At 71.4% G+C, this 24,865-nt stretch carries 28 protein-coding genes; 9 read left to right on the top strand and 19 right to left on the bottom strand.

The features are described from left to right. Positions 1-76: 76 nt before the first annotated feature. The gene (locus tag M6B22_RS13525) at positions 77-325 is read right to left on the bottom strand and encodes a glutaredoxin family protein (protein WP_269442083.1); all 249 of its coding nucleotides are present in this window, start codon (positions 323-325) and stop codon (positions 77-79) included. After that, on the bottom strand, positions 312-1,805 hold the full coding sequence (locus tag M6B22_RS13520) for a class I adenylate-forming enzyme family protein (protein WP_269442082.1): 1,494 nt from the start codon (positions 1,803-1,805) through the stop codon (positions 312-314). Before M6B22_RS13520 ends, M6B22_RS13525 begins: the two co-directional genes overlap by 14 nt. A 153-nt stretch (positions 1,806-1,958) precedes the next feature. On the opposite strand from M6B22_RS13520, the gene M6B22_RS13515 reads away from it, so the two are divergent. The 3 genes from M6B22_RS13515 (at position 1,959) to M6B22_RS13505 (ending at position 5,084) form a co-directional block, all read left to right on the top strand. Continuing rightward, positions 1,959-2,750, top strand: a complete 792-nt coding sequence (locus tag M6B22_RS13515; RefSeq protein ID WP_269442081.1) for a sigma-70 family RNA polymerase sigma factor — start codon at positions 1,959-1,961, stop codon at positions 2,748-2,750. 93 nt (positions 2,751-2,843) lie between these two features. Further along, positions 2,844-4,100 carry a DUF5667 domain-containing protein gene (locus tag M6B22_RS13510; protein ID WP_269442080.1) on the top strand — a complete coding sequence of 419 codons (1,257 nt, stop codon included), beginning with the start codon at positions 2,844-2,846 and terminating at the stop codon, positions 4,098-4,100. Positions 4,101-4,145: 45 nt separating this feature from the next. Next, positions 4,146-5,084, top strand: coding sequence for an HAD family hydrolase (locus M6B22_RS13505; protein WP_269442079.1), 939 nt, complete (start codon positions 4,146-4,148; stop codon positions 5,082-5,084). A 3-nt stretch (positions 5,085-5,087) separates the two neighbouring features. Here the strand turns inward: M6B22_RS13505 and M6B22_RS13500 are convergent, their stop codons facing one another. The 6 genes from M6B22_RS13500 to M6B22_RS13475 all read right to left on the bottom strand — a co-directional run bounded on the left by M6B22_RS13500 (position 5,088) and on the right by M6B22_RS13475 (position 9,560). Next, positions 5,088-5,186, bottom strand: a complete 99-nt coding sequence (locus tag M6B22_RS13500; protein WP_012854759.1) for a 30S ribosomal protein bS22 — start codon at positions 5,184-5,186, stop codon at positions 5,088-5,090. 123 nt (positions 5,187-5,309) lie between these two features. Continuing rightward, positions 5,310-5,564 carry a helix-turn-helix domain-containing protein gene (locus tag M6B22_RS13495; protein WP_269442078.1) on the bottom strand — a complete coding sequence of 85 codons (255 nt, stop codon included), beginning with the start codon at positions 5,562-5,564 and terminating at the stop codon, positions 5,310-5,312. 181 nt (positions 5,565-5,745) lie between these two features. Further along, positions 5,746-6,567 (bottom strand): pyrroline-5-carboxylate reductase, encoded by an 822-nt coding sequence (gene proC, locus M6B22_RS13490; protein ID WP_269442077.1) that lies wholly within the window; start codon positions 6,565-6,567, stop codon positions 5,746-5,748. A 17-nt stretch (positions 6,568-6,584) separates the two neighbouring features. Further along, positions 6,585-7,529 (bottom strand): proline dehydrogenase family protein, encoded by a 945-nt coding sequence (locus M6B22_RS13485; RefSeq protein ID WP_269442076.1) that lies wholly within the window; start codon positions 7,527-7,529, stop codon positions 6,585-6,587. A gap of 195 nt (positions 7,530-7,724) precedes the next feature. Beyond that, the gene (locus M6B22_RS13480; RefSeq protein ID WP_269442075.1) at positions 7,725-8,600 is read right to left on the bottom strand and encodes a sugar phosphate isomerase/epimerase family protein; all 876 of its coding nucleotides are present in this window, start codon (positions 8,598-8,600) and stop codon (positions 7,725-7,727) included. A 27-nt stretch (positions 8,601-8,627) separates the two neighbouring features. Continuing rightward, the gene (locus M6B22_RS13475) at positions 8,628-9,560 is read right to left on the bottom strand and encodes a Ppx/GppA phosphatase family protein (protein WP_269442074.1); all 933 of its coding nucleotides are present in this window, start codon (positions 9,558-9,560) and stop codon (positions 8,628-8,630) included. Between the two features lie 26 nt (positions 9,561-9,586). Between M6B22_RS13475 and M6B22_RS13470 the strand changes: the two genes are divergently transcribed. Beyond that, entirely contained in the window at positions 9,587-10,396 is an 810-nt protein-coding gene (locus M6B22_RS13470) for a hypothetical protein (RefSeq protein ID WP_269442073.1), read from the top strand. On the opposite strand, the gene M6B22_RS13465 is transcribed toward M6B22_RS13470, so the two are convergent. The 6 genes from M6B22_RS13465 to M6B22_RS13440 all read right to left on the bottom strand — a co-directional run bounded on the left by M6B22_RS13465 (position 10,378) and on the right by M6B22_RS13440 (position 16,115). Further along, positions 10,378-11,058, bottom strand: a complete 681-nt coding sequence (locus tag M6B22_RS13465) for a response regulator transcription factor (protein WP_269442072.1) — start codon at positions 11,056-11,058, stop codon at positions 10,378-10,380. The two genes, M6B22_RS13470 and M6B22_RS13465, sit on opposite strands and share 19 nt — an antisense overlap. 10 nt (positions 11,059-11,068) lie before the next feature. Beyond that, positions 11,069-12,289, bottom strand: a complete 1,221-nt coding sequence (locus M6B22_RS13460; protein ID WP_269442071.1) for a sensor histidine kinase — start codon at positions 12,287-12,289, stop codon at positions 11,069-11,071. A gap of 88 nt (positions 12,290-12,377) precedes the next feature. Next, positions 12,378-13,118 (bottom strand): phosphoglyceromutase, encoded by a 741-nt coding sequence (locus M6B22_RS13455; protein ID WP_269442070.1) that lies wholly within the window; start codon positions 13,116-13,118, stop codon positions 12,378-12,380. 55 nt (positions 13,119-13,173) lie between these two features. Continuing rightward, a complete protein-coding gene (locus M6B22_RS13450) occupies positions 13,174-13,674 on the bottom strand; it encodes a type III secretion system chaperone family protein (protein WP_269442069.1) in 501 nt (166 codons plus the stop codon). Beyond that, positions 13,671-14,900, bottom strand: coding sequence for a D-inositol-3-phosphate glycosyltransferase (mshA, locus tag M6B22_RS13445; protein WP_269442068.1), 1,230 nt, complete (start codon positions 14,898-14,900; stop codon positions 13,671-13,673). Before mshA ends, M6B22_RS13450 begins: the two co-directional genes overlap by 4 nt. Before the next feature lie 201 nt (positions 14,901-15,101). Next, positions 15,102-16,115, bottom strand: coding sequence for a UDP-N-acetylmuramate dehydrogenase (locus tag M6B22_RS13440; protein WP_269442067.1), 1,014 nt, complete (start codon positions 16,113-16,115; stop codon positions 15,102-15,104). A gap of 59 nt (positions 16,116-16,174) precedes the next feature. Between M6B22_RS13440 and M6B22_RS13435 the strand changes: the two genes are divergently transcribed. The 3 genes from M6B22_RS13435 (at position 16,175) to M6B22_RS13425 (ending at position 18,663) form a co-directional block, all read left to right on the top strand. Next, the gene (locus M6B22_RS13435) at positions 16,175-16,972 is read left to right on the top strand and encodes a class I SAM-dependent methyltransferase (protein WP_407935704.1); all 798 of its coding nucleotides are present in this window, start codon (positions 16,175-16,177) and stop codon (positions 16,970-16,972) included. 62 nt (positions 16,973-17,034) lie between these two features. Further along, a complete protein-coding gene (locus M6B22_RS13430; RefSeq protein ID WP_269442065.1) occupies positions 17,035-17,259 on the top strand; it encodes a hypothetical protein in 225 nt (74 codons plus the stop codon). 315 nt (positions 17,260-17,574) lie between these two features. Continuing rightward, positions 17,575-18,663 (top strand): hypothetical protein, encoded by a 1,089-nt coding sequence (locus M6B22_RS13425; RefSeq protein ID WP_269442064.1) that lies wholly within the window; start codon positions 17,575-17,577, stop codon positions 18,661-18,663. 81 nt (positions 18,664-18,744) lie between these two features. Here M6B22_RS13425 and M6B22_RS13420 read toward each other — a convergent pair whose 3' ends face one another. Beyond that, positions 18,745-19,392 carry a LysE family translocator gene (locus tag M6B22_RS13420; protein ID WP_407935703.1) on the bottom strand — a complete coding sequence of 216 codons (648 nt, stop codon included), beginning with the start codon at positions 19,390-19,392 and terminating at the stop codon, positions 18,745-18,747. Between the two features lie 171 nt (positions 19,393-19,563). Here M6B22_RS13420 and M6B22_RS13415 point away from each other — a divergent pair, with 171 nt between their 5' ends. Beyond that, the gene (locus M6B22_RS13415) at positions 19,564-20,298 is read left to right on the top strand and encodes a hypothetical protein (protein WP_269442062.1); all 735 of its coding nucleotides are present in this window, start codon (positions 19,564-19,566) and stop codon (positions 20,296-20,298) included. A gap of 509 nt (positions 20,299-20,807) precedes the next feature. On the opposite strand, the gene M6B22_RS13410 is transcribed toward M6B22_RS13415, so the two are convergent. Then, positions 20,808-21,548 carry a helix-turn-helix domain-containing protein gene (locus M6B22_RS13410; RefSeq protein WP_269442061.1) on the bottom strand — a complete coding sequence of 247 codons (741 nt, stop codon included), beginning with the start codon at positions 21,546-21,548 and terminating at the stop codon, positions 20,808-20,810. 105 nt (positions 21,549-21,653) lie between these two features. Between M6B22_RS13410 and M6B22_RS13405 the strand changes: the two genes are divergently transcribed. Further along, complete coding sequence (locus M6B22_RS13405; protein ID WP_269442060.1) at positions 21,654-21,893, top strand: hypothetical protein; 240 nt, start codon at positions 21,654-21,656, stop codon at positions 21,891-21,893. Between the two features lie 345 nt (positions 21,894-22,238). Here the strand turns inward: M6B22_RS13405 and M6B22_RS13400 are convergent, their stop codons facing one another. Genes M6B22_RS13400 through M6B22_RS13390 form a run of 3 tightly spaced genes read right to left on the bottom strand, consistent with a single transcriptional unit; the run spans position 22,239 to position 24,362 of the window. Further along, positions 22,239-22,934: a Fic family protein gene (locus M6B22_RS13400; RefSeq protein ID WP_269442059.1), complete on the bottom strand. Its 696-nt coding sequence runs from the start codon at positions 22,932-22,934 to the stop codon at positions 22,239-22,241. Next, on the bottom strand, positions 22,888-23,574 hold the full coding sequence (locus M6B22_RS13395) for a hypothetical protein (protein ID WP_269442058.1): 687 nt from the start codon (positions 23,572-23,574) through the stop codon (positions 22,888-22,890). The genes M6B22_RS13400 and M6B22_RS13395 overlap by 47 nt, the downstream gene beginning before the upstream one ends. Continuing rightward, positions 23,571-24,362 (bottom strand): TIGR04255 family protein, encoded by a 792-nt coding sequence (locus tag M6B22_RS13390; protein ID WP_269442057.1) that lies wholly within the window; start codon positions 24,360-24,362, stop codon positions 23,571-23,573. The genes M6B22_RS13395 and M6B22_RS13390 overlap by 4 nt, the downstream gene beginning before the upstream one ends. Positions 24,363-24,865: the final 503 nt, after the last annotated feature.

Here is a 24,865-nt window from a genome sequence, read left to right as displayed (position 1 = left end):
GCTACGCCGCTCGTGAATCTTTTCCCAAATCGAGGACGGCTGTGTTATAGGCCCTGCGGGCCGCCTGCGGGGCCGCTCAGCGGGCCAGCGCCGCCCGCAAGCGTGGCTCTTCGACCCGCCAGTAGCCGTGCTCCTTGCCGTCGACGAGGATCACCGGCACCCGGTCGGAGTACTCCGCGCGCCGCGCCGGGTCGGCGTCCACGTCCAGCTCGCGGTAGCCGAAGCCGAGTTCGCCGGCCAGCCGGCGCAAGGTGGCCTCGGCGTCCTGGCACAGGTGGCAGCCGGTCCGGGTGATCAGCGTGACCTCGTGCTCAGCCGTCGCCATCGCGCTCCCCTTCGGTGCTCCCGGCGACCCTCGCAGCGAGCATCCACTTGGTGATCTTGCCGGTCACGGTGTGCGGGAGCGCGTCGACCACGGTGATGTTCGCGGGCAGCTTGAACCGGGCCAGCGAGCGGGACGCGGCCGCCAGCAGGTCGTCCGGATGCAGCGCCGCCCCGGCCACCGGCACCACGTACGCCTGCACGGCCTCGCCGGCCCGCTCGTCCGGGACGCCGATCACGGCGACCTCGGCCACGCCCGGCTCGGCGGCGAGAACGGACTCCACCTCGGCCGGGTACACGTTGAAGCCGTTGACCACGACCAGTTCGGCCGAGCGTCCCACCAGTCGCAGCGCGCCGGAGTCGTCCAGTACCGCCAGGTCGCCGGTGCCGAACCAGCCGTCGGCGTCCGGTCCCCCGGACCCGGCGGCGCCATCGGCCGCGTCGGCCCCGCCGGTCCAGTAGCCGGAGAACAGGTTGGGGCCGCGCACGAACACCCGGCCCGGGTCGCCCGGCTCGCTCACGCTGCCGTCGGCGTCGCGCAGTTCGACCTCGACGCCGGGGATCGGCCGGCCCACCGAGCCCGCCGACGGCAGCTCCCCGGGGCCGGTGATAGCCAGCACCGGCGCGGCCTCGGTCAGGCCGTACCCGTTGCGCAGCGGCACTCCGAGCGCGGCGTAGCCCTCGACGACGGCGGGGGTGAGGGTGGCCGAGCCGGAGATCGCGATCCGCACGCCGGAGAACGCCGCGGCGACACCGGGCCGGCCCAGCCAGGCGGCGTACTGCCCCGGCACGCCGATCACCGCGGTGGCCCGCTCGGCGCGGATCGCGTCCAGGCTGGCGGCGGGGTCGAACCGGTCGGCGAGGACGGCGGTCGCGCCCACCCGCAACGCCATGCCCAGCCCGGCGTTGAGGCCGAAGACATGGCTGAGCGGCAGCGGCACGTAGAGCACGTCGGTGCCGGTGAGTAGCGCGGGCTCGATACCGGCCAGCTGGTCCAGGTTCGCCATCAGCGCCCGCACCGACAGGATCGCGCCGCGGGTGCGGCCGTCGGTGCCGCTCGTGTAGAGCAGGACGGCCGCGCTCTCGCCGGTGCGGTCGGCGCGCGGGTCCTCGGCTGCCGGCGCGGCCGCGAGCAGCGCGCGCCCGGCGGTCGCGTCCAGGTGCAGGGCCGCGCCGCAATCGGCGGTGACGTGCGCGAGTTCGGGGCCGGTGTAGGCCGGGTTCAGCGGAACCGCGATCAGACCGGCTCGAAGCGCACCGAGGTACAGCACCGCGAAGTCGGTGCCGGTGCCCAGGCTCAGCGCGACCCGGTCTCCGGGAGCCGGCCCCGCCGCGCGCAGCGCCGCCGCCGCCCGGTTCACCTGCGCGTCCAGCTCGGCCCAGCTCAGCCTGGTGGTGGCGTCGACCAGGGCGGTGGCGCCGGGCCGTTCGGACGCCCGGTGACGCACCAGGTCCGAGGGTCCGCAGGCACGCGAGCCGTTCACCGCTCCCCCTCTCCCGACGCCGCCGGCCGGCCCGGGCAGGGACTGTCGCGTCCGAAAGGTACCCAGAACCGCGATTCAACGGTACCGTTGGCGCCTGTTTTCACACACGGCGGAGTTCCCCCATCTTCGCCCGCCGTGGAAAGGGTGCTACGCATGCCGGGTGCAGCACGGTTCGAGCGCGGGTCGAACGACCCCGCGCGGGGCTGGCGAGCGCTCGCCGAACTGGTCGCCGCCGCTGCTGTCGAGTTGCGGCTGCGCCCGGCCCTGGCCGTGGACGGACCGGTCCCGCTCGATCTCGCCATGGCCGTCGACGTCACCACCGGCCAGCACCGCCCCGCGCCGCGGGGCGGCCTGCGGGCCCGCGGCTGGCAGGCGACGCCCGAGCCGGTCGAGGAGCAGCACAGCGAGGTCTGGCAACTGGTCAGCCGGGCCCAGCAGGGCGACGGCGACGCCTTCGGGCAGCTGTACGACCGCTACGTCGACTCGGTGTACCGCTTCATCTACTTCCGGGTGAACGACCGCGCCCTGGCCGAGGACTTCACCAGCGAGACGTTCCTGCGCGCCCTGCGCCGCATCGGCACCATCACCTATCAGGGGCGCGACATCGGCGCCTGGTTCGTCACCATTGCCCGCAACATCGTGTTCGACCACATGAAGTCCGCGCGGCACCGGCTGGAGATCACCACCGCCGACACCTTCGAAGGCGACGACCGCGCGCCGAGCCCCGAGGCGGCGGTGCTCGAGGCGCTGACCAACGAACGGCTGATGGCGGCGGTGCGCCAGCTCGGCGACGAGCAGCGCGAGTGCGTGCTGCTCCGCTTCATCCAGGGCTTCTCGGTCAGCGAGACCGCGGCGGTCATGGGCAAGAACGACGGAGCGATCAAGGCCCTGCAGCACCGCGCCGTGCGCAAGCTGGCCGAACTGGTCGGCGGTGAGCTGCGATGACGCGTAACGCGGCATTTGCTCGCTCGTTGAACCATTCGAGCGCGTGCATCGCCGCGCCCACCGTCTGCAGTGCCGCAGTGGGGGAACCAGGTCATGGCTGAGCATCGTGTCCCGCTGCTGGGGGCCGCGCTGCGCAGGTTCGAAGATCCGGCGCGCTCGAAGGACCCGCAGATCCGCGAGCTCGTCGCCGCGCTGAGCAGCCTCGAGCCCGGCCCCGCACCGCGCGCCGAGTTCCGGGCCGAGCTGCGCGAGCAGCTGGTCGCGGTCACGCCGCGGCTGGTCGCCGAGGGGTCCACCGAGCAGCCGCAGCGCAAGCCCGGGGCCGCTGCCCCGGCGGGGCGCCTGTCCCGTGCCCGCGCGGCGGCCCGGCGCGTCCCGCAGCTGCACCTCGCCCGCAAGGTGCGGTTCGCCGTGGCCGCCCTGACGGTGCTGACGATCGCCCTCACCGGGGCGGTCTGGCTCAGCCGCAGCGCGCTGCCCGGCGACGCCCTGTACGGCCTCAAACGCGCCGGCGAGAACGCCCAGCTGTCCCTCACCAGCGGCAAGGTCTCGCGCGCGAAGGACCTGCTCTCCTTCGCCAAGACGCGCGCCGATGAGGTCAGCTCGTTGCTGGGCAACGCATCCGCATCCGGCACCGGGCCGCAGGCCGACGGCGCCATCACCGAGCGCACCGCCTCGCTCGTCCGCAGCACGCTGGGTTCGGCCGACGACGACGTCCGGCAGGCCGCGCAACTGCTCGGCAGCCAGGCCGTCAGCGCCCGTTCGGCGGCGCCGCTGCAGGTGATGACCGGCTGGGCGCCGGCGCAGCAGGGCCGGCTGGACGCGATCGTGGCGCGAATCCCGGCGGGCTCGCTGCACGATGCCGCGGCGTCCTCGGCCACCCTAATCGCCTCGGCGTACGCGCGGGCCAGGCAACTGCAGGCCGTGATCGGGTGCGGTTGCCTGGACAACGCGCACAGCGACGACCTCGGCCCGCTGCCGTGCACCGCGTGCGCCGGGCCGGCCCAGCCGGGCAGGCCCGGCCACAGCTCGGGCGCCACGCCGGGCAGTACCGGCTCGACCAGCAGCCCGCGGCCGGACCAGAGCCACAGCCCGGCCGCGCCGGGGGGGACCGGGATCACGCCCGGTGGCGGCACGTCCGCTGCCCCGGGTAGCAGCCCGCCGGGGTCGAGCGGCTCCACCGGCGGGCCGGTGCCGTTGCCGACGCCGAGCCTGCCGCTGCCCGGCCTGCCGCTACCGAGCCTGCCGTTGCCCACCCCGTCGGTCACCACCGACAGCTGTGGCGCCTCCATCTCGCTCGGCCCGATCGGCATCGGCGTGGGCACCTGCGGCATCCACATCGGCATCTAGCAGCGCGCCACCTGGCGGTCAGCCCACCTTGGTTACGCTGGCTCGGTGACGTCCGCGGGAGCAGCCGATGGCCCGGCCGAGCCGCTCGCCGTGGGGCCGGAACCGCACCGGGCGGCGTTCTTCGACGTCGACAACACGATGCTGATCGGCGCGTCGATGTACCACTTCGCGCGCGGGCTGGCGAGCCGCAAGTTCTTCACCGGCCGGGACCTGGCGCGGTTCGCCGTGCGTCAGGCGCGGTTGCGGCTCACCGGCGAGAACGCCGGGGACATGCACTCCACCCGCGATTCGGCGCTGGCGTTCGTCGCGGGCAAGCAGGTCAGCGAGATCGTCGCCCTGGGCGAGGAGATCTACGACGAGGAGATGGCCGGACGGATCTGGTCCGGCACGCACGCACTCGCCCGGCAGCACCTGGCCGCGGGCGAGCGGGTCTGGCTGGTGACCGCCACCCCGGTCGAGCTGGCCCGGATCATCGCGACCCGGCTGGGTCTGACCGGCGCGCTCGGGACCGTCTCGCAGACCCTCGACGGCGCCTACACCGGGCGGTTGGTCGGCGACGTGCTGCACGGCGAGGCCAAGGCGCAGGCGGTGCGCGACCTGGCTGCCCGCGAGGGCCTGGACCTGACGCAGTGCAGCGCCTACTCGGACTCGATCAACGACGTCCCGATGCTCTCGCTGGTCGGGCACCCGGTGGCGGTGAACCCGGACTCGGCGCTGCGGGCCGAGGCCAAGGCGCGCGGCTGGCAGATCCGCGACTTCCGCTCGGGCCGCAGGGCGGCACGGGTCGGCATCCCGGCAGCGCTCGGGCTGGGCGCGCTCGGCGGCGGGGTGGTCGCGGCCGGCGCGCTGCGGCGCAGCGGGCGGTGGGGCGCCCGTCCGGCAGCGCCCGGGCGCGCCGCAGCGGGCACCGGACGGGCGTCGTCCAGTGCCCGGTGGGTGCAGCTGGGTCCGGGCGTCGTCCGGGCGGTGGCCGCCCGGCGCTGAGCGCTACTTCTTGTTGCGGCGCTGGACGCGAGTCTTCTTCAGCAGCTTGCGGTGCTTCTTCTTGGCCATCCGCTTGCGCCGCTTCTTGATGACTGAACCCATAAGAAAACCCTCGTCAACAGCCCGGGCGGGCTAGCTAGGTAACGCCCGGACGGACTTCCGGACCGAACTCACACTGTACCCAACGCGCGGGGGTTCCCCGCACGCCGATCGGCGAAGGGGCGATTATCCGGCTTCGATGAACGCGGCACGCAGGTATTCGTGGACTGCCTTCTCCGGGACGCGGAACGAGCGGCCGACGCGCACGGCGGGCAGATCGCCGCTGTGCACCATGCGGTACACGGTCATTTTGGACACGCGCATCACCGACGCCACCTCGGCGACGGTCAGGAACCTGACCTCGGCGAGGGCGGGGTCGGCCGGGTGTACCGCGGCCGGCTCCGGCGAATCGCCGCTCTTGCGCTTTCCGGACGTGCTCATGTCTCACCGACACCTTCGGCACGTGTCAGTGCGTCGGCTTCCCCACCGACGAACGGGACACGCACGTGCTGGCCTGAGACTAGCGGTACGGGTGGGGCAGAAGCGACCCCTGCCCCCCACCGGTCCTGCTGATCATGACGTGGCGCCGCACCGTTCACCCCGTTATGCCCCGATGTGCGGGCTACTCGGCGGCACCGAGTTCGCGGCTGCGCAGGCAGGCGGCCTCGATCGCGGCGAGCAGGGCGGCCCGCACCCCGTGCACCTCCAGTTCCCGGATCGCGGCGATGGTGGTGCCGCCGGGGCTGGTGACCGCCTCGCGCAGCTGCACCGGGTGCTCGCCGGAGTCGCGCAGCATCACCGCCGAGCCGATCGCGGTCTGCACGATCAGCTCCGCCGCCAGCGCGCGCGGCAGCCCCAGCAGGATGCCGGCGTCGATCATCGCCTCGACCAGGTAGAAGAAGTACGCCGGCCCGGAGCCGGACAGCGCGGTCACCGCGTCCAGCTGCGACTCGGGCACTCGCACCACCTTGCCGACCGCCTGCAGCAGCGACTCGGCCACCGCCAGGTGCTGCTCGCCGGCGTGATCACCGGCACAGATCGCGGTCATCGCCTGGTCCACCAGCGCCGGGGTGTTCGGCATGCAGCGCACCACCGGAACGCCCGCGGGTAGCCGGGACTGGATGTGTGCCGTGGTCACGCCCGCGGCCACCGAGACGATCAGGTGGGCCGGGGTGATCGCGTCGGCCAGCTCGGCGAGCAGCGAGTCGATGTCCTGCGGCTTGACGGCCAGCACCAGGGTCGCTGCCGCGCCGGCCGCCCCTGCCACGTCCAGGGCGCGCACCCCGTGCGTCCGCTCCAGGTAGGCGGCCCGCTCGGCGTGCTTCTCGGACACCACGATGTCCGCCGGACCGCGCTCGCCGCGCAGCAGTCCCGACAGCAGCGCCTCCCCGATCTTGCCGCCGCCCAGTATCGCCAGTCCGTCCGGTAGCGCCAGTTCGCCCATGCCGATCTGCCTTCCAGTCAGTGCCGCGAGGTGAGCGCCCGGGCGAAGAACTCGACGTTGGCCGGGCGCTCGGCGAGCCGCCGCATGAGGTAGCCGTACCACTGCGCACCGTAGGGGACGTAGACGCGAACCGTGTTGCCGTTCTCGGCGAGCCGGCGCTGCTCGTCCGGCCGGACGCCGTACAGCATCTGGAACTCGAACGCCTCGGTCGCGTAGAACTTGGCACGCTCGGCGCCGATCTCGATCAGCCGCGGATCGTGGGTGGCCAGCATCGGGTAGCCCTCGCCCGCCATCAGCACGTTCAGGCAGCGGACGTACGACAGGTCGACGTCCAGCCGCTTGGTGTAGGCGACGGACGCCGGCTCGCGGTAGGCGCCCTTGCACAGCCGGACCCGGCTGCCGGCCGTGGCGAGGTCGCGGCAGTCGCCCTCGGTGCGGCGCAGGTAGGCCTGCAGCACGGCGCCGGTGTCCGGGAAGTCGGCCCGCAGCTCGCGCAGGATGCCGAGGGTGGAGTCCGTCGTCGTGTGGTCCTCCATGTCCAGGGTGACCGTGGCGCCGGCGGCCCGCGCGGCCTGGCAGATCTCGCGCGCGTGCTCGAGCGCGAGCTTGTCGCCGTCCGTTCCCAGCGCCTGGCCGATCGCGCTGAGCTTGACGCTGACCTCGGCCGTCGCGGTGAGCGGGCCGAGCCGCGCGGTCAGCCCGGCGTCGGCGAGCCGGCCGAGCAGCTGCCGGTAGGCGCTGACGACGGCTACGGCCTGCCGGCGGTCGGTGGTGTCCTCGCCGAGGTGATCGAGGGTGACGGTCAGCCCGGCGTGCACCAGCTCGCGGGTGGCCGCGACGGCCGCGTCGGTGTCCGCACCGCCGACGAACCGGTTGACGACGCCGCGGGACACCGGCGCCGCGGTGACCAGGCGCTGCACGCGCGCACTGCGAGATGCCGCCAGGATCGCCGTCCGCAACATGCCTGGAAGGCTATCGGGCACCCGATCGTCCACCCGTAGTTCCCCCGTTGTCCCCGTTGAGTGGCGGGTTCGGCGTTGAGTGGCGACCTATAGCCCGCCACTCAACCGGAAAGCCGCCACTCAACGAGAGGGCGAAGGCCGGCTGAGGACGTGGTGGTCAGAGCGGCGCCGGGTGGTCAGTCCGGCGTCGCGTGGTCAGTCCGGCGTCGCGTGGTCGATGGGACGCGACCCGGCGCCGGACGGCCGGCCCGCCGCGGCCAGCTGCCCGCGGCAGAACGCGAGCGCCTCGGCCAGGTCGCGTTCGCGTTCTGCCCGGTCCAACGCGCGCCGCGTGTTCACCTCGACGATCACGGTGCCGTCGAACCGGCGCGCGGCAAGCTCGCGCAACACCTCGGCGCACGGCTGGGTCCCGCGCCCGGGGATCAGGTGTTCGTCCTTGGTCAGCCCGGTGCCGTCGGCCATGTGCACGTGGCTGAGCCGATCACCCATCGCCTCCAGCATCGCCAGCGCGTCCGACTGGGACACCGCCGCGTGCGATAGGTCCAGGGTGTAGTCGCGGTACTCCCCGGCGTCGGTCTCGGCCCCGCCCGCCACGTCCCAGCTCGGCTGGTAGGCGGAGATCTCGCGGCCCCGCACCCGCAGCGGGAACATGTTCTCCACCGCGAACCGGACGTCGGTCTCGCCGGCCAGTTGCTCGATGCCACGCCGGAAGCCGCGCGCGTAGTCGCGCTGCCAGCGAAACGGCGGGTGGACGACGACCGTCTTCGCGCCGAGCAGTTCGGCCGCGAACTGCGCCCGCTGCAACTTGGCCCACGGGTCGGTCGTCCAGACCCGCTGGGTGATCAGCAGGCACGGGGCGTGCACGGCCAGGATCGGCACCTGGTAGTGCTGCGAGAGCCGGAGCAGCGCGTACGGGTCCTGGCTGACCGGGTCGGTCCACACCATGACCTCGACGCCGTCGTAGCCGAGCTTGCCGGCCAGCTCGAACGCGGCCGCGGTGCCCTCCGGATACACCGAGGCGGTGGACAGGCCGACCGCCACGCGCGGCGCGTGCGACGGATCGTGGGCCATGGCCGCAGGGTAGCCGGGACGGCCGCGTCAGCTGCCGGTGAGCCAGTCCAGCCGGCGCAGGATCACACCCTCGCGGAGCGCCCACGGGCACAGCTCGAGTTCGCCCACGCCCAAAGCATCCAGCGCCGCCGCGGCTACCACCGCACCGGCCAGCACCTGGTGCGCGCGGCCGGCGCTCACCCCGTCCAGCTCCGCGAGGTCGCCGGAGTTCATCCGCGAGATGAACGCCGTGATCTGGGTGAGCCCGACCCGGGTCAATGTGCGCCGCTCGCGCGGGCCCGCCGAGCTGGGCGCGGCGCCGGCCAGTCGGGCCAGCGTGCGGAACGTCTTGCTGGTCGCGACGACCCGGTCCGGGGCCCCACCGGCCAGCAGCCGGGTCGCCGGCTCGGCGAGTTGCTCGGCGGCGTACGCGCCGAGTGCCGCGATCTGGCCCTTGTCCGGCGGATCGGCGTCGAACCAGTCCCGGGTGAGCCGGGCCGCCCCCAGCGGCAGCGAGATGGCGACGTCCGGGTCCTCGTCGCTTCCGGCGCCGAGTTCGAGCGAGCCACCGCCGATGTCCAGGCAGATCAGCCGGCCGGCGCTCCAGCCGTACCAGCGGCGCACGGCCAGGAAGGTCAGCCGGGCCTCGTCCTCGCCGGACAGCACGGCCAGCTCGACGCCGGTCTGTGCCAGCACCCGCTCGAGCACCGCGGCCGAGTTGCCGGCATCACGCACCGCCGAGGTCGCGAAGGCGAGCAGCTCGTCGCAGTCGAGCGCCTTGGCCTCCTTCTTCGCCTCGGCCACCGCGTCGACGAGCGCGGACACGTCGCGCTTGGCCAGCTCGCCGTCGCGGCCGAGCAGCTCGAACAGGCGCAGCTCGCTCTTGTGCGAGCGCTGCGGCGTCGGCTCGGCACCGCGGTACGCGTCGACCACGAGCAGGTGCACGGTGTTGGACCCCACGTCCAGCACACCGAGCCGCATTCGCGAAGACTATTACGCTGAACACCGTGCCTGCCGTTGATCACGTCGCCGAGGTCCCGCTCGACTTCCCGCGCGAGTGGATCGAGTTCGCCGACCCGGCCGACGAGTCGCACTGGATCCGGGCAGACCTGACCTGGCTGTGCTCGCGGTGGACCTGCATCTTCGGCCGCGGCTGTCACGGGACGATCGCCGGCCAGGCGAGCACCGGGTGTTGCAACCACGGCGCGTTCTTCTCCGATCGCGCCGACGAGAAGCGGGTGCGCGCGTACGCCCAGGAGCTGACGCCGGACATCTGGCAGTTCTACGACGAGGCGCGCGCGTCCGGCCGGCCCAAGCTGGACATCTTCGTCAAGGACGAGGTCGAGGACGAGCGGCGCAAGAAGACCCGCGTGGTCGACGGCGCCTGCATCTTCGCCAACCGCGAGGGCTTCCCGGGCGGCATCGGCTGCGCACTGCACGCGCTCGCCCTGCGGCAGGGCCGCAACCCGCTGGAGACCAAGCCGGAGGTGTGCTGGCAGCTGCCGGTGCGCCGCGAGCAGGAGTGGGTCGACCGTCCGGACGGGACGCGGATCCTGCGCTCGACGGTGAGCGAGTTCGACCGGCGCGGCTGGGGCGAGGGCGGCCACGACCTGGACTGGTACTGCACGTCCTCGCCCGAGGCGCACGTCGGCGGCGAGCCGATGTACGCCTCGTACGCCCCGGAGCTGACGGCGTTGCTCGGCCCTGCCGCGTACGACGAGCTGGCCCGGCTGTGCGCCGACCGGCTCAAGCTCGGGCTGGTCGCCGTCCATCCCGCGACCGCGGCAGCGGCCGCTACTCAGGCCTCGAACTTGTAACCCAGCCCCCGCACGGTCACCAGGTACTTGGGCGTTCCCGGATCGGGCTCGATCTTGGCGCGCAGCCGTTTGACGTGGACGTCGAGGGTCTTGGTGTCGCCGACGTAGTCCGAGCCCCAGACCCGGTCGATCAGCTGGCCGCGGGTGAGCACCCGTCCGGCGTTGCGCAGCAGCAGCTCCAGCAGGTCGAACTCCTTCAGCGGCATCGCCACCGGCCGCCCCTCGACCGAGACGGTGTGCCGCTCGACGTCCATCCGCACCGGCCCGGCCTCCACCACCGAAGGCAACAGTTCGTCCGGCTCCATGCCGCGGCGCAGCACGGCGCGGATCCGGGCGATCAACTCGCGTGAGGAGTACGGCTTGGTGACGTAGTCGTCTGCGCCGAGCTCGAGCCCGACGATCTTGTCGACCTCCGCGTCCCGCGCGGTGACCATGATGATCGGCACGGCCGACCTGGCGCGAAGCGCGCGACACACCTCGGTGCCGGACAGTCCCGGCAGCATGAGATCCAGCAGCACGATGTCCGCGCCGCCCCGGTCGAAAGCCGTCAGGGCGTCGTGGCCGTCCGCGGCGATCTCCACCTCGAAACCCTCACGGCGCAGCTGGAAGGACAGCGCGTCGGAGAAGGACTCCTCGTCCTCGACCATCAGTACGCGGGTCACCTGACCCCTTTCACACGGACGATGCGGCGCCGACCTCCGGCTCCAGCACCGACGATCCAGCAACTGAGTGAACGCGCGGCAAACGGATCGTGAACGTCGAGCCGGCACCCGGGACGCTGCTCACGCTGACCCGGCCGAGGTGGTTGGTGACGATGTTCTTGACGATCGCCAGGCCGAGGCCGGTGCCACCCGTGGCCCGCGAGCGTGCCGGGTCGACGCGGTAGAAGCGCTCGAAGATGCGGTCCTGGTCGGTGCTGTCGATCCCGATGCCCTGGTCGGTGACCACGATGTCGACGATCGGACGGGCCTGGTGATCGGCCCCGGCACGCGCGGTGACGCTGACCCTCGTGTCCGGCTCGCTGTAGGCGACCGCGTTCTCGACCAGGTTCGCGATCGCGGCGGTGAGCTGCTCGGCATTGCCGCGCACCACCAGGTCGTCCTCGCACTGCACGTCGATGGCGATCGACGCCGTTTCCGCAGCGAGCCGCTCGCGATCCACGGCGTCGGCGACGAGCACTGCCACGTCGGCCTCGGAGCCGCCCGGCATCGGATCGACGCCCTGCACCCGGGACAGCTCCATCAGCTCGCCGACGAGCTTGGCCAGCCGGGAGCTCTCGTGCTGCATCCGGCCGGCGAAGCGGGCCACCGCCTCGGGAGCGTCGGCGGCGTCCTGAACCGCCTCGGCCAGCAGGGTCAGGGCCCCGACCGGCGTCTTCAGCTCGTGCGAGACGTTGGCGACGAAGTCGCGGCGCACCGCGTCCAGGCGGCGCTGCTCGCTCAGGTCGGTCAGCAGCAGCGCGGTCGAATTCGGGTTCTGCCCGTCACTGATCGGCACCGCGGTGACCGCCAGCGCGATCGGTTCGCGTCCCAGCCGGCCGATCGGCAGATCGACGGCCTCGGCGATCGCGCCGCCCACCTCGCGGGCACGGCGGGCGACCTCGCGCAGCGGCTCGAACGCCAGCTGGTCGACCGCGACGACGTCCATGGCGCGCGCCGCCGGGTTCACCAGCACCACCCGCTCCTGCTCGTCCAGCACCACGACGCCGCTGTCCAGCGCCTCGATGACGAGCGAGGACAACGCGGGAAGCTGTGCGACGAGACGCGGCCGGCTCGCCGAGGGCTGCGGGGCCCGAGCCGCGCGGTCGGCGGCCCGCCGCTCGGACAGCCTGACCCCGGCGAACACGCCGAGCACCAGGCACATCACACCGACCGCGATCGCGAAGCCCCACACGCCGACGATGGTACGGACCGCCTCCGCGCGCGCCGAACGTCGAGGTCCGGCGAGGTGACCGGCGGAACCGCGACGACCCCGCGAGACGCTACTTCTTGCCCTGGTTTGCGACGGCCTGGATCGCGGCGGCCGCGGCGTCCGGGTCGAGGTACTCGCCGGGCCGGGTCGGCAGCATCGTGCTCGCGTCCAGCTCGTACCGCAGCGGGATGCCGGTGGGCACGTTCAGGGCGACCACGGCGTCGTCGGACATCTTGTCCAGGTACTTGATCAGCGCCCGCAGCGAGTTGCCGTGCGCGGCCACCAGCACGGTGCCGTTGCGCAGGTCGGGCACGATCGCGTCGTACCAGTACGGCAGCAGCCGCGCCACGACGTCCTTGAGGCACTCGGTGCGCGGCACGCTGTCCAGCAGATCCGCGTACCGCGCGTCGCCGACCTGGCTGTGCGGGTCGTCGTCGGCCAGCGGCGGCGGCGGGGTGTCGTACGAGCGGCGCCACAGCATGAACTGCTCGTCGCCGAACTCGTCGCGAACCTGCGCCTTGTCCTTGCCCTGCAAGGCGCCGTAGTGCCGTTCGTTGAGCCGCCACGAGCGACGCACCGGCAGCCAGTGCCGGTCGGCGACGTCCAGCGCGATGTTCGCGGTGCGGATCGCGCGGCGCAGCAACGACGTGTGCACCACGTCCGGCAGCAAGCCGTGCTCGCGCAGCAGTTCGCCGCCGCGGCGGCCCTCGGCCACGCCTGCCTCGCTCAGGTCGACGTCCACCCAGCCGGTGAACAGGTTCTTGTTGTTCCAGTCGCTCTCGCCGTGGCGGAGCAGGATCAGGGTCGGCACGCCCTCAATCCTGCCAGCCGTGAACACCCCCACAGCGTGGCGGTCCGGGCATCGTTCACTCGGCGGGGCGTTCGGCGAAGGCCTTGAACGCCTGCAGGTTCGCCAGCGACTCGCCGCGCTTGACCCGCCAGGCCCACTCGCGGCGGATCGAGGTCGCGAAGCCCATCTCGAGCAGGGTGTTGAACGTGCCGTCGGCGTACTCGAGCACGCAGCCCAGGATGCGATCGATCTCCTCGGGTGTGATCGACGACAGCGGCACACGGCCGGTCAGGTAGACGTCCCCGGCCGAGTCGATCGCCCAGCACACCGCGTACATGCGGGCGTTGCGCTGCAGCAGGTAGGCGTACACCTGCTCCGCGTTCTCGTCCGGCTTGCGCATCACGAACGCCTCGATCTCCAGCGCGTGCGTGGCCACGGTCAGCACACAAGCCGTCTTCAGCCGCTTCTCGCCGGGGAGCGCGACGGCGAAGGTGCGCTCGTCCAGCCGCTCGTGCTCGAGCTCCTGATCGTGCAGCACGTCGGCGATCACGTCCTGCGCGCTCGCCCGGTCGCTCACCGAGCCACGGCCTGACTCCGCAGCGCGCCGATCGCCTCGGCGTACGCGTCGATCAGGGCGCTCGTGGTGCGCGTCCAGCTGAACCGCTCCGCGTTCGCCCGGGTGCCGTCGGTCAACCGCGCGAGTTCGGCGGGCGCACACAGCAGATCGCCCAGCACCTTGGCCCACTGCTCGGGCTCGTGCCCGTCGACGAGCACCCCGGAGACTCCGTCGGCCACCGCGGTCGTCAGCCCGCCGACGGCTGCGGCCGCCACCGGGGTTCCGCAGGCCTGCGACTCGAGCGCGACCAATCCGAACGACTCGTTGTAGCTGGGCACGACGGTCAGGTCCGCGGCGCGGTAGAACTGCGCGACGGTAGCCCGGTCGGCCGGCGGGACGAAGCGGACGGTGTCCTGCAGCGACAGCGAATCGGCGATGCCGGTGAGCCAGTTCGGCTCGTCCAGGCCGGAGCCGCTGGGTGCGCCGAGCACGACGACCTGCAGTGCGGGCACGCGGGCCTGCAGCAGCGACGCGGCGCGCAACAGCACGTCCGGCGCCTTCAGCGGCTGGATCCGCCCGACGAACAGCAGCGTCGGCACGTCCGCGCGCAACCCGAGGGCCGACCGCGCGGCGGCCCGGTCGCCGGGCGTGAACGTGTCCAGGTCGACGCCGGGGGCGATCGTCCGCACCCGTGCCGGGTCGGCCGTGTAGAGCCTGACCAGCTCGTCGGCCTCTTCGGCGGTGGACGCGATCAACCGGTCCGCCTCGGCCACCACCTGCTCCTCGCCGATGATGCGGGCCCGCGGCTCGGGGACGTCACCGGCCGCGAGCAGCGCGTTCTTTACCTTGGCCAGGGTGTGTGCCGAATGCACGAGCGGCACACCCCAACGCTCGCGGGCCAGCCAGCCGACCTGCCCGGACAGCCAGTAGTGCGAGTGGATCACGTCGTACCAGCCCGGGTCCTGGAACGCCTCGGCGCGCATCACACCTGCGGTGAAGGCGCACAGCTGGGCCGGCAGGTCGCCCTTGGCCAGCCCTTCGAACGGCCCGGCGGTCACGTGCCGGACGAGCACGCCCGGCTCCAGCTCGACCCGCGGCGGCTGGTCGCTGGACGTCGCGCGGGTGAAGATCTCGACCTCGACGCCGTCGGCCGCCAGCCGTTTGGCCGTCTCGACGATGTAGACGTTCATGCCGCCCGCGTCGCCACCGCCGGGGGCGTCCAGCGGGGAGGTGTGCACGCTGAGCATGGCGACCCGTCGGGGGAGGCCAGCGCGCGCGATGCGATGCACCCGTCGCCCCTCTCCTGTGCCGACCCGTGGCTGACGTAACACGTGTACCCCGCAAATCATGCCCGAGTCACGGCACAGCACGAATCGGCGACCACGAGCCGGCGCGCAGTTGCCTTCGGCACCGGGGCCGGCAGTGGGATCGGGGCCGTCACGGGCGAATCAGAGCGTGACGCCGGCCAGGTGCGCCTCGGGGCGCAGCGTGACGCCGAACCGGGCCTGGACGCCGGTGCGGATCTCGGCCGCGAGATCGAGAAGCTCCGCGGTCGTCGCGCCGCCCCGGTTCGTGAGCGCGAGGGTGTGCTTGGTCGAGACGCTGACGTGCTCGCGTCCGCCGCTGAACCCCTTGCCGAAGCCGGCGTTCTCGATGAGCCAGGCGGCGGACAGCTTCACCTGCTCGTCGACCACCCAGTGCGGGCAGCCGTCCGGGACGAGGCCCGGCTCGACGAACGGGTTGACGAAGAACGAGCCGACGCTCCACGTGTCGTGATCGACCGCGTCCAGCAGCATGCCCTTGCTGCGTCGCAGGTCCAGCACGACCTCGCGCATCCGCGCCAGCGCAACCTGTTCGCCCGGCTCGACGCCGAGCCGGCGGGCCAGTTCGAGGTAGCGCACCGGGCCGCTCAGTTCGCTGCGAACCAGTTCGAACGTCACGTCGAGTACCACGTACCGGTCGGTGTGCTTGAACGCGCTGGTGCGGAAGCCGAATCCACACCGGTCCGGATCCCACCGTTCGACTGCGCCGGTGCGCCGGTCGAGCACGGTCAGCGTGCTGATGACGTCGGCGACCTCGCTGCCGTACGCGCCTACGTTCTGGATCGGCGTGGCGCCGGCGAGGCCGGGGATTCCCGACATCGGCGCGAGCCCGGACCAGCCTTCCCGGACCGTGATCGCGACCAGGTCGTCCCAGACCACGCCGGCCTGTGCCGTGACGCTCACGCGGTCGCCGAGCCCGGTCCAGCCGATTCCCTCGCTACGGATCACGATCACCGCGCCGGGCCAACCCGCGTCGGCCACCACCAGGTTGCTGCCACCGCCGACCACGAGCACCGGTTCACCGGCGGCGTCGGCGGTCTGCACGGCATCGACCAGCTCGTCCGCGCTCGCCACCGTGACCGTGCGTGCGGCGGGTCCGCCGAGGCGCAGCGTGGTCAGGTCGGCGAGCAGGTCGGGCACGATCCGCGACGCTACCCTTTGCGTTCGTGATCAACGCACCCCGCAAGTCGCGGTCCCGGCTGGCGGCCGGCCGCGCTCGCGTACTGGGGTTGCCGACGCGCGGCACCACGAACCCGAATCGGCTGCGCCGCATGGACAACTGGATCACCGCGACGCTGGGCGGGGCACTGCGCGCTGTCGAGGCGCCGCTTGTCGTCGACCTGGGCTTCGGGGCGAGCCCGATCACCTCGATCGAGCTGGCGGCACGGTTGCAGCGCGTCTGCCCGGACGTGCGGGTGCTCGGCCTCGAGCTCGACCCGATGCGGGTGGCCACGGCCCTGCCCGCCGCCGCGCCACCGCGGCTGACCTTCGCCCGCGGCGGCTTCGAGTTCGCCGCGCACCGCCCCGACCTGGTACGGGCCGCGAACGTGCTGCGCCAGTACGACGAGGACGCGGCCGCCGAGGCGTGGACGCGGATGCGGGCCGGGCTCGCCCCGGGCGGCCTGATCGTCGAAGGCACCAGCGACGAGCTCGGCCGGCTGGCCGGCTGGGTGTTGCTCGACGCGTCCGGGCCGGTGAGCCTCACGCTCGCCTGCCGCGTCGAATCCCTTGTGCGCCCGGGTGATCTGGCCGAGCGGTTGCCGAAGCTGCTGATCCACCGCAACGTTCCGGGGCAGCCGATCCACGCCTTCCTGAGCGACCTGGACGCGGCGTGGGACGCGGCGGCAGCGCTCGCCCCGTTCGGCAGGCGACAGCGCTGGATCGCCGCCTGCACCGGGTTGCAGGACCGCTGGCCGGTGCGGACCGACCGCGCGCGGCACGGTGAACTCACCGTCGCGTGGCCGGCGATCGCACCGCTCTTGCCCGGCCGCCGGTGATGGGCAAGGCTGGCGCGCAGGACCGTGCCGCAGCAGCGGCCGGACGAGGGAAGGACCGGACCATGGCAATCTCCGTCAACCTCGAAAAGGGCCTGGACAAGGCGTACGAGAACAAGTCGCTGGACGAGATCCTCGCCGCACCGCCGTCCGCGCTCGCCGGCCTGACCGAGAAGCACGACGAACAGCTGCGCGAGGCGCTCGGCATCAAGACGATCGCCGATCTCGGCAGCAACAAGTACTTCGCACTGGCCGGCGTGCTGGTCGCGCTGGGCAACAAGCAGGGCTGACCCGCGCGCTGACTCTCCCCCGCCGGCCGGACCGGAGCACGGCCGCGGACTAAGGACGCCGTCCGGCGTGCCGATCATGAAGGCGTGAGGATCAGAGCACGCCGGCGCGCGATTCCGCCGCCGCGCATGCCGGTCCGCGCCGCCGCCCTCGACCGCCGCGGGGGCAGAACCGGGGTGCCGACCGCTCCGGATGTCGGCTGACCGAGAAGTCGGTCACGCTCGCTGATGAGCACGTCACGTGCTCGTCCAGGTCGGTACGCGTGCGGGGTGACGTGCCGCCGACCCCGCGGCCGGACACCGTTCACCGCCCGAGGCATGCTGCGGCTTCTCGCCGGGTGCGTCCTGCTCGCGATCCTCACCACCGCGTGCTCGTCCGCTCAGCCGTCGCCGACTGCTCCGACGGCGCCCGCCTCCAGGACCTCGGGGCCGGCGGGTGCCGCGGCGACCAGCGCACGCTCCGCTCCCGCAATCGCCCGATGCGCCAAGCCCGCTCCCGATACTCCCGCGGCGTTCGCCGCCGCCCTCGGCGCTCTGCCGAGCCAGCAATGGGGCGCTGCCGACCTGTCCGTCTCGGTGCCGATGCCCGATGGACGCATCGTCTGGCTGTACGGGGACACCCTCACCGGCCCTGACCCCGCGCACCTTTCCGGCCTGGTCCATTCCAGCGCCGTGGTACAGGACGCGGGGTGCTTCCACGTGTCCGCGCGCGGCGCGCAGTTACTGCCCAACGACAACCCGGCGCGGATCTCCTGGCCGTCCGGCGCGATTGCGCTGGACAACACTCATCTGCTCGTCGCGACCGGGCAGCAGAAGCTCACCGGCGCGTGCGGGCTGTGCTTTCGACAGGTCGGGTTGCGCGGCGCGATCGTGACGCTCGAGCCCGACGGCGACCTGCGGTTCTCGCACTGGCTGGCGAAATGGCCGGCGCTCAAGGACAACATCGTGTGGGGCACCGGGTTCGCGCGGCGCGGCTCGACGATCGTGATGTACGGCATCTCCGGCACCGGGCTGCGGCGCGCGCTGTACGTGGCGACCGCGACGGCGGCCGGCGCGGCACGCGGCGAGTGGTCGCTGGGCCGCCGTCCGGTCGCTGACGCGATCGGACCGGCCGGGGGCAGTGCGTACGCCGATCCGGACGGCTGGCACTACGTGACCAAGAGCGGCCGGGCGATCGTGCGGCTGGATGCTCCGGCGCCGCGCGGTCCGTACACGCGCGAGGTGATCGGCGCGGTGCCCGCGCCTGCGTCCGGCCAGGTCCGGTACATGGCGAGCGCGCATCCGGAGGCCAGGGTTTCCGGCGGCGGGCTATTGGTCACCGTGTGCTCGAACTGGGTGGACGGCAAGGCGCATCGGCTCTCGTCCTACCGGCCGGTCTATCTGGGCCTCACCAGGGCCCGCGGCTGACGGGACCTCCCGTCGATGCGGCCTCCGCTTCGGTATCCGCACAGCGGCCGCCTTGGTTCGAGTCTGTTGGTGATTCCGCCGCTAGACGCGCGCTCGGGCAGGCACCTCGCGCGCGAGCAGCAGCGCGACCCCGCCGAGCAGCGTGCCCGTGATCCTGCGTTGCCAGCTCGCCCAGCTCGGGCGGTGCCGGATGAACCCGGCGATCGCACCGGCAGCGATCACGATCAAGGCGTTCACGGTCATGCTGACGGCGATCTGCTCCGCGCCGAGGCTGAAGCCCTGCTCGACCGTGTGACCCCGGCGCGGGTCGATGAACTGCGGGATCAGCGCCAGATACATGATCGCGGCTTTGGGGTTCAGCAGATTGGTGATCAGGCCCATCTGGAACAGCTTCGCCGACGAGTCCCGTCCGAGCTCGCGGGTCTCGAACAGGCCCCGGCCGCCGGGCTTCAATGCCTGCCATGCCAGGTAACCCAGGTAGGCGGCGCCGGCGGCCTTGAACCCGATGAACAACCACGGCACCGCGACGAACACCACCGCCAGCCCCACGTTGGCCATCGTCATGTACACGATGAAGCCGACTCCGGTGCCGATCAGTGAGATCAGGCCGGCCGTCCGGCCCTGGCTGATGCTGCGCGACACCAGGTACATCATGTTCGGTCCCGGCGTCAGTACCATCCCCAACGCGGTTACTGCCATGCCGAGCGCCGCCCCCGTCGAAATCAGCATGCGGGAATCATCCCAGCCCGGGCCAATGCGAATCCTCAAGCCGAGTACCAGCGACGATTCGGCGACCTGGATCACCCGGCCCATGGACGAGCACCCGGTTCGAGCGTCGGCCCGCGGTCGCCGGACGCCGTCAGCAACCGGATTCTCAGCTCGCGCGGGCACACTGCGGTCGTGACATCCGGCCCCTCTGGTTACGCCCTGCTCGACGGCGTCGTGGCCGAGGCCATCGGCCGCGGCGGCCGCCACGATCCCGTCCTGCCGCGCAGCGGCGGGCCGGCCGGCAACGCCCGGCTGACCGCCTGGACGGGAGTCCTGCTGCTCGCCGTCATCATCGCCGAACTGGTCACCCTGCTCGACGTCACCGGGTTGATCGGTTGGCACGTCGGCATCGGCATCGTCATGGTCGCTCTGACCCTGATGAAGTCCGCCAGCACGGGATGGCGGATCGTGCGGTACTACACCGGCCAGGCGGCGTACGTGCGCGCCGGGCCGCCGCCGACCCTGCTGCGCCTCCTCGGACCGCTCGTGGTCTTCACGACGCTCGGAGTGCTGGGGTCAGGTATCGCACTGATAGCGATCGGCGAGGAACAGAGCCAGCAGTCCCTGTTCGCGCTGCTCGGCCAGCAGGTCAGCCCGATCACGATTCACCAGGCGTTCTTCGTCTTGTTCGCGGTCTGCACCGGACTGCACCTGCTCGCGCGGTTCGTTCCGGCCGTCTTCCTCATGAGCGGCCGCACCCAGCGCGTGGCATCCAGGGGCGGCGTACCGGGTCGACGGGGTCGGGCCGCAATGCTCACCGCCGCGCTTCTGGCTTCGGCGTTGGCCGTGGTGCTGGTGCTACCCGTGCACGGCTGGCACCACGACGAGCACCGCTTCGGGCAGTTCCACCAGCACAGCGTTCGATAGTCGCCGTCTCGATCGGGTCGCACGCGGCCCCGCTCTTGCTGACGATCTACCCGGCGAATCCCGCTGCGAGGGCGTCGACGCCCTCGCGGGCGAGGTGTGCGTGACGGCCGACTCGCCCACAAGGTTCGCCGGACGCTCGCCGGGTCGGGACTCCGGCAGGTCGTCCCTTCGGCCTCGTCCGTGCGTACAGCACGCTGGGTCCCGTCTGCCACACTGGACGTCGGCGGAATGGGGACGAGGCTTTCCCGAGGGTTCACCTGAGGGTTGTCCCGAGCAAGGTCCCTGTCCCCCGGGCCTCTGGCGTATGGGAGAAAGTCGCTCTACCCCAGCATTTGCGGTCCGTCCTGATCTTCGACCTCGAGCGCTCACTCGCAGTCCGAAGACGTCGGCGTGCCGATCATGGAACGCTCCCACTCTCGGACTGGAACGCCGGGCCAACGGCTGCCAGCCAGCCGTCGCGGAGGGTCGGTGCCGAGTTTCGGTCTAGCCGCACGAATACTGCCTGCGACTCACGCGGGACCGGGTCGGGTTGCCTCCGGGGCCTCCAACTCTGTCGCGGAAGCCTGCACCGAGTCGAGCAGCTCGGCGATCTTCTTCAGCGTGGTGGCGTCCGCGACGGCTAGTCGCCCTACGATCGATCCGATCAGCGCGTCGCGCTGGAACGATGCTTCTGCCGGGACCACTTCGCCCTGCCCGGGACCGTCATGGTTGATCGATTCCAGTAGGCGTTTCTGCGCTGCCGCAACCACGGCCAGCCCCTGCCTCGCACCGTCCGGGTTGATCGATTCAAGTAGGCGCTTCTGCACTTCCGCAAACGTCGCCAATCCCTCCGCGATGACGTTCGTGTCGAGCACCACCGGACGGCGCGCCTCGCGAATGCGGCTTTTGAACTCGACGACCGCGGTCTTACCGTCGGCAGGATTGAAGAGCACCAGGTCCGGGCGCGCACCGTTCGCCAGCGGCTTTTCGACGGCGCCGTCCGCGCTGTAGACAGTCAAGAAGTTGCGCAGCTGCCCGAGGGCGGGTGTGCGTTCACCCTTCTCGACGAGCCGCAAGTACTCGCTCGACAGCCCCAGGGCATCGGCAGCCTGGGCCCGGGAGGCGAACCCGGCCTGCACACGCAGTGCCTTGAGGTATTCACCCAGACGTGCGTTGTCGGGGCACCCGGGCCCCACGACGAGCGCTTCGTCAGCATCGGCGGCAACCCGATAGGTCTCGGCTTGCGCTCGAGCGAGAGCGACTGGATCCACGTCTACAGATTACAACAACTCACTTGTTTGAAGTAGTTGCGCAACCGTGCTGGCCGTGCAATTCTCCAACTACTGACAACAAGTCAGCCAGCTCAGGGATTGGAAGTGGTCACCATGGAACGCGGCGAGATCGAGATCGCCAAGCAATCCCGACCGACCGGTGGGATCTATTCGGTCCCGGTCGTCGGCGGATTCGCGGGGGACGTCCGGGAGTTCTTCGACCAGATGGCGCCGCAGCAGTCCGACTCCACACAGGTGAAGGTCGCGAAGGAGGTGCTGCGCTGGACGGTCGTCGGCGCCGCCGGTGTCAGCGCGGCGGCCTTGACCGCGGTTGTCGTGTTGTGACGCACGGACGGCGTCACGGGGTACCGCCGGTAAGCAGGTGCCCCGTAACACGCAAGGTTCGGTTCCCAGATCAGCTCAGCGCGACGCAGGCAGTGCATCGTGCTGCGACCGCACGCGCTATCGCGGAACTCACCGGCGACTCGAGCCGGCGAGGCGAGCGACGGAAGTACTACTGCGGATCCTGCAACGGATGGCACATCACCAGTCAGGAGCAGCAGCTCCGAATTGCGTGACTCAGCTCCGGCGCAATCCATACGCCCGCGCACACCGACGCCGCGGTCCGGGTCCGCCTGCGGTCAGGAGCCCGGGAGCCGGTGGCGTGGCGGACTGCGCGGTGGGGGCATCTCATGCAAGGAGTTGTGCAAGGTACAGACGCATCGGTTCATCCGTTCCGGCCATCTGCAGCCCAGCGGCGTGTCCGTACTCGATGCTCAGCCCGAGCCCGCTCCCGAAGGTCTTCGTGGGGCGGGGCTTCCCGGGCAGCGGCAACGGTAGGCCGAAGTACGCGGCGACCGAGACCGTCAGAAGGCGAGCGGTGCTCCCGTTGAGGTTCACGAAGGGGTGGATTCGAACCCACTGCCCATGCACCCAGGCTAGAAGGTCGAGCACATCGTCGTAGAGGTCGTCGCTCAACCCTCCGTCCTCATCGCGCCGGGGATCGAGCTGGTCGACGCGCGACGCTAATTGCCGGAAGAACCGGTGGATTGCCTTCGGCACCCCGGCCGGAGCCAAGCCGGCCATGAGCCCGACGTAGGCGACCGCTGTCGTGGGGCCCGGGTCCTCCCCGCGAAAGCGCCCCACCACGGACGAGTCGGCCACCCGGACGCCGGACAGGGCGGCGATGTGCCAGTCGCGGACGTCGTCGGCTGTCGGCAGCCTGCCGACGCGGCCGAGCGCGGTTGCCGCCTTCCTTGCAGTCGCGAGGTTGGCTGCGATGAGCTTCTCGTTCGCCGGCGTGTCGTCCCACGGCCAAGCGGGTCCGCGGGACGGTCGCTTACCGCGCGGCCGGTTCTTCGGGGGCAATGGCGATCTGGCCGTCATTCAGCTCCCGGCGAGCCTCCTCGGCCTCGCCCTTGTGCCAGGCGGCTTCGGCGGCGTCCCAATCCGCTTCCGATACTGCCCGACGCGGCGGCCTCATCGTCCGAAGGCGTGCGTAACCATCACGTTCGATGGTCGCGACCATCTCCTCACCCGGGGCGAGGGTGTCGAAATACGAATGCTCGCGCATCCAACGCCGGACCGCATCGACTCCAAAGTGCTCCACGAGAAGCCCTACCACGGCGTGTAGTCGGAGAAGTCGACCGCCCTTGTTCGGCTTCATCTCGGCGGTTGGCGTATTCCGCCAATACGCAACAGTCGACTCGGCGAGTCCGACTAGCTGCAGGATCTCCGCCTGGGGTCGAGCAAGCCACGACACAAGTTCCCGTGTCGCCACAACCCCTGGGTGCGGTGGCGCGCCGCTTGCCCCTGGAACGACCGATAACGCCTCGGGCACCGAGATGAGTCGCGCCCGTAGCGGCCACGGGGTCACCGGGGTCTGCTCGAGGGTTTGGTCGAGCACGACGAGCACCCGGGGGTGCCGGCCGTGGAGCGCATCTAGGAGGCCGGTGCTGGAGTAGGGCGTCCACAGGTCGTCAGTGGGCACGCCGGTCACCTCGTCGACAAACTCGGCAACGCTCATGACTCGCCTCCCTCGTGGCCCTGCAGGTAGCTGATCATCCTCGGCGATAGTAGGTGCTGGAACACCGACACGCTCACGTCGTTCAGGCGGGAAATCAATCCTGGAAGGTCGACGGTTCGCCACAGCTCCGACATCTCGACGAAACTGTCGATGTCGAGTAGATAGCGTGCAGTCTCACCGTCGTGGACCAGCGGCCCGGACCGTACAGCGGAGCGCACGAAATCATCGACGGCCAGCACCATCCGCTGTTCGGCGGCCACGACGCCGTCGCGGAGAGTGTCATCTGCTAGTGCTCCGTGCAGCGCCGGCGCCAACCAGGGCCGCCAATCCGCAATGCCGCTGAGGGGATGCGGCGACTCGAGTTGGTTTATGAAGCGCAGACCTACACGCGTAACCACCGTGGGCCTATCAACGCCAGACAGCGCGTCCAGTGCAGCCGTGACCCTGGGCAGCATCTCGTCGAACGTCTCGAACTGCGCTGTCTCCACCGAGAGCGAGTCAGGTAGCAGACTCAGCTGCCATCGGTTGTCGGGCGTGGCGAGCCGCCAACCTTTGCGCACCGCAGATGTCTCCGCGATCGGCCCGGCCGGACCGACGATCAGATCGCGAGCTGATAGCTGGTCCATCTGGGTGTACCGGTGGCCCGCTTCGTCCAGGCGGCCGCGAAGGGCCTCCAAGACCTCTCCGGACACCGCGTCAGCCCGCGCGTCGAACCTGACTTGCGTGACGACAAGGGACAACGCCGCATTTGGCAGGGGGCGGCGGTCAGGAGCGGGAAGCGTCAGCACAACTCCTCCATCGGCTCAACTGTAGCCTAACTGTAGCTACAGTGCCGTATCCGCGACGTGTGTCCAACGACCCACGACGCCGTTCAGCGGATGGCAGCTGCGAAACGCGTCGTTGCGTCGCCGCGGCGCTCGCTGACGGTCAGCTAGAGTCCGGCGAAGTAGCGTGCAACCTCAGGCGCGAACGGCGTTCGACTTTGCGCCCGTTTCGCGGGCCGGGCGAGCTCGTATCACCTCCTTTCTCGCGCCGTCCGCCGACCGAGGGCCAGGCCGCCGTGGTTTCCACTGTGGAGTTCTCAAGGTGCTGCCGCGTAGTGCGTGACTGAACGTCGCCGACCAAGGCCGCGGCGCAATCAGCCACGGCTCGCAGCGCGACGACCCCGCCGAGCGAATGCCGTGACGTCGGTGGCCCGCACCCTTCGGCCGTCCAATCGGTGGCCGGGAAGGGGTCGGGATGGGCCGACGGGTGATGTCGACGCAAGAGGTGTCCAGCCATCTGAGCAGGA

Origin of the sequence: Jatrophihabitans cynanchi (assembly GCF_027247405.1) — a bacterium.
Lineage (GTDB): Bacteria > Actinomycetota > Actinomycetes > Mycobacteriales > Jatrophihabitantaceae > Jatrophihabitans_B > Jatrophihabitans_B cynanchi.
This window is presented reverse-complemented; position numbering and strand designations above follow the sequence as displayed.

What these genes read in the sequence shown, in the direction of transcription:
- M6B22_RS13525 (WP_269442083.1), bottom strand. Translation starts at nt 325, where the DNA reads ATGGCGACGGCTGAGCACGAGGTCACGCTGATCACCCGGACCGGCTGC.
- M6B22_RS13515 (WP_269442081.1), top strand. Translation starts at nt 1,959, where the DNA reads ATGCCGGGTGCAGCACGGTTCGAGCGCGGGTCGAACGACCCCGCGCGG.
- M6B22_RS13510 (WP_269442080.1), top strand. Translation starts at nt 2,844, where the DNA reads ATGGCTGAGCATCGTGTCCCGCTGCTGGGGGCCGCGCTGCGCAGGTTC.
- M6B22_RS13500 (WP_012854759.1), bottom strand. Translation starts at nt 5,186, where the DNA reads ATGGGTTCAGTCATCAAGAAGCGGCGCAAGCGGATGGCCAAGAAGAAG.
- M6B22_RS13495 (WP_269442078.1), bottom strand. Translation starts at nt 5,564, where the DNA reads ATGAGCACGTCCGGAAAGCGCAAGAGCGGCGATTCGCCGGAGCCGGCC.
- proC (WP_269442077.1), bottom strand. Translation starts at nt 6,567, where the DNA reads ATGGGCGAACTGGCGCTACCGGACGGACTGGCGATACTGGGCGGCGGC.
- M6B22_RS13485 (WP_269442076.1), bottom strand. Translation starts at nt 7,529, where the DNA reads ATGTTGCGGACGGCGATCCTGGCGGCATCTCGCAGTGCGCGCGTGCAG.
- M6B22_RS13480 (WP_269442075.1), bottom strand. Translation starts at nt 8,600, where the DNA reads ATGGCCCACGATCCGTCGCACGCGCCGCGCGTGGCGGTCGGCCTGTCC.
- M6B22_RS13475 (WP_269442074.1), bottom strand. Translation starts at nt 9,560, where the DNA reads ATGCGGCTCGGTGTGCTGGACGTGGGGTCCAACACCGTGCACCTGCTC.
- mshA (WP_269442068.1), bottom strand. Translation starts at nt 14,900, where the DNA reads ATGCTCAGCGTGCACACCTCCCCGCTGGACGCCCCCGGCGGTGGCGAC.
- M6B22_RS13430 (WP_269442065.1), top strand. Translation starts at nt 17,035, where the DNA reads ATGGCAATCTCCGTCAACCTCGAAAAGGGCCTGGACAAGGCGTACGAG.
- M6B22_RS13425 (WP_269442064.1), top strand. Translation starts at nt 17,575, where the DNA reads ATGCTGCGGCTTCTCGCCGGGTGCGTCCTGCTCGCGATCCTCACCACC.
- M6B22_RS13420 (WP_407935703.1), bottom strand. Translation starts at nt 19,392, where the DNA reads ATGCTGATTTCGACGGGGGCGGCGCTCGGCATGGCAGTAACCGCGTTG.
- M6B22_RS13400 (WP_269442059.1), bottom strand. Translation starts at nt 22,934, where the DNA reads ATGACGGCCAGATCGCCATTGCCCCCGAAGAACCGGCCGCGCGGTAAG.
- M6B22_RS13395 (WP_269442058.1), bottom strand. Translation starts at nt 23,574, where the DNA reads ATGAGCGTTGCCGAGTTTGTCGACGAGGTGACCGGCGTGCCCACTGAC.